This window comes from Flavobacterium sp. (assembly GCF_035292545.1).
GTDB lineage: Bacteria > Bacteroidota > Bacteroidia > Flavobacteriales > Flavobacteriaceae > Flavobacterium.
This window is the reverse complement of record NZ_DATDPV010000066.1, coordinates 1-2,333: the sequence shown is the minus strand read 5'-3', so window position 1 is coordinate 2,333 and position 2,333 is coordinate 1. Positions and strand designations below refer to the sequence as shown.

Genomic DNA, 2,333 nt, shown 5'->3' with positions numbered 1-2,333 from the left:
AGAAATGTGAACAGCTTTCTCATGTGATTCTCCTTTTTATTTGTGATTGAAGATTACGACTAGATGCCAAAAAAGTTACGGGCAAACTAAAAAACCCTCACCCTAAAACTAACTTTGTAAAACAAAACAATCAAGAAATTTCTTCAAATATTTTGAATATGTGTTTTAGGTCTTATGCATGGATGAACGATCCCGCCATTTAACTGAAAATATTTATGAATTTGTGATTTTTGGTGTCGAGAATGAGAATAGATTTTTTTCCCAACCGTCACTCAAAAGATGTAAGGTCGCGGAGAAATATAAATCTCATTTGAATTATGCAAACAATAGACTTAATTTTTGATAGTAATTTTTCAATTAAACAATTAGGAGAAACAAATGAAAAAACAAATTTTAATAATTATTTATGCTTTGTTGTTTTCAGCTTTGTTTGGCGTTAATACCAATGCTCAGTATGAAGTTGGTAAACATTATGCGGGACCATCTATTGGATTGTCATTCCTTGGATCTACAGCACAGTTTGGGTTGAATTATGAATATGCTTTTACGATACAAAATTTTGGAACTGTCGGTGCCGGTGGAATTTTCCGATATTGGAGCTACAAGGAAAGCTTTTTTGGCGGAAGCTGGAGCTATACAAACATTTTAATTGGTGGACAGTTTAATTATCACTTTAAATTTGATAACAAAAAATTCGATCCCTGGGTCGGAGCAGTTTTAGCGTATGACGCAGGCTCCGTTGATTTAAAATCTTCTAACAGTATCTTTTATGCCGAACCATCTCATGGAGGATTATGGCTGGGATTTCATGGCGGAACAAGATATTGGATTACCCCGACAATTGCACTTATGGGAAGAGTCGGTTTTGGGACATTAAGCTACGGCGCACTTGAGGTTGGAGTGGATTTTAAGTTTTGATATCTCGCAGTTCCGAAATTTATATGATAGCAGAGCGGACTGAAAATTAGTTCAAACTTCATTATTCGATATTCGTTTTTCATTGTTAATTTGAATATCGAATATTGAATAAAGAATTATGAATGAGGAAGGTTTATAGGGTTAACTACTTTCAGATTTTGCAATCACTCTCCCTCATCATAATTTAGAATAGGACGCAGCCACCTCTCAGTTTCTTCGATGCTCATCCCTTTGCGTTTGTGGTAATCGAGGACCTGATCTTTCCCGATTTTACCAACGTTAAAATATTTTGCGTTTGGATGTGCAAAGTACAATCCACAGACCGATGCGGCGGGATGCATAGCAAGACTTTCGGTTAAGGTAATTCCAGTATTTTTTTCAACATCAAGCAAATCAAAAATTGTGCGCTTCTCAGTATGATCGGGTTGTGCCGGATACCCGGGCGCAGGACGAATTCCCCGGTAAGATTCCTTTATGAGGTCTTCGCTGGAAAGACTTTCTTCGGAAGAATAGCCCCATTGTTTTTTTCTAACAAGCTCATGAAGATGCTCTGCGAAGGCTTCGGCGAGACGATCTGCCAGCGCTTTCATCATGATGCTGTTGTAATCATCATGTTCCTTTTCAAATTGTTCGACAATTTTTTCTATTCCGATTCCTGCTGTAACTGCAAAAGCTCCTATGTAATCTTTCAAACCGCTTTCCTTCGAAGCGATGTAATCCGCAAGAGCAAGGTTGTTTGATTCTTGAACTTTTTGACCCTGGGATCTTAAGGTATGAAAAACTGTTTTTATACCTTTACGATTATCATCCGAATAGATTTCAATATCATCAATCGCAACCGCGCTTGCCGGAAACAATCCAAACACGCCTGATGCCATAATTAAATTTTCATCAATTATTTTATCTAGTAACTTATTGGCGTCTTCGAATAAACGTTTTGCTTCTCTTCCATATTTATCGCTGTCGAAAATAGCGGGATACTTTCCTTTTAATTCCCATGTCATAAAGAATGGTGTCCAATCAATATACTTGCGAAGAGCAGATAAAGAATAATTTTTTAATACCGAAACACCGAGCATCTCAGGCTTTTTAATTTGAATTTTATTCCAATCTGATATAAATCTATTTTGTCTTGCCTGAGATAAGGAAACGAAATTTTTTGCAGCTCTTTTTTTGGAATGATCAATGCGAACTTTTTCATACTCGGCTTTAATGCTTTGTATGAAATCGGATTGAATTTTATTATCGGGATTTATGAGATTGCTGACAACCGGAACGCTTCGAGATGCATCCAAAACATGAACTACGGGAGAGCTATAATTTGGGGCAATCTTTACGGCAGTGTGAACCCGCGATGTTGTAGCGCCGCCAATAAGCAGAGGAATTTTAAAACCGCGTCTTTCCATTTCCATTGC

General features: G+C 37.2%; 2 protein-coding genes. One reads left to right on the top strand and one right to left on the bottom strand.

What is annotated here, in order from left to right:
• Nucleotides 1-378 precede the first annotated feature (378 nt).
• Entirely contained in the window at nucleotides 379-918 is a 540-nt protein-coding gene (locus tag VI621_RS11050) for a hypothetical protein (RefSeq protein WP_324218446.1), read from the top strand.
• Nucleotides 919-1,082: 164 nt separating this feature from the next.
• Here VI621_RS11050 and VI621_RS11045 read toward each other — a convergent pair.
• Nucleotides 1,083-2,333: vitamin B12 dependent-methionine synthase activation domain-containing protein (locus VI621_RS11045; RefSeq protein WP_324218445.1), on the bottom strand; the 1,251-nt coding region annotated here is incomplete at its 5' end.

Bases quoted from the DNA above. Each gene is read 5' to 3' on its own strand.
- VI621_RS11050 (WP_324218446.1), top strand. From the start codon at position 379: ATGAAAAAACAAATTTTAATAATTATTTATGCTTTGTTGTTTTCAGCT.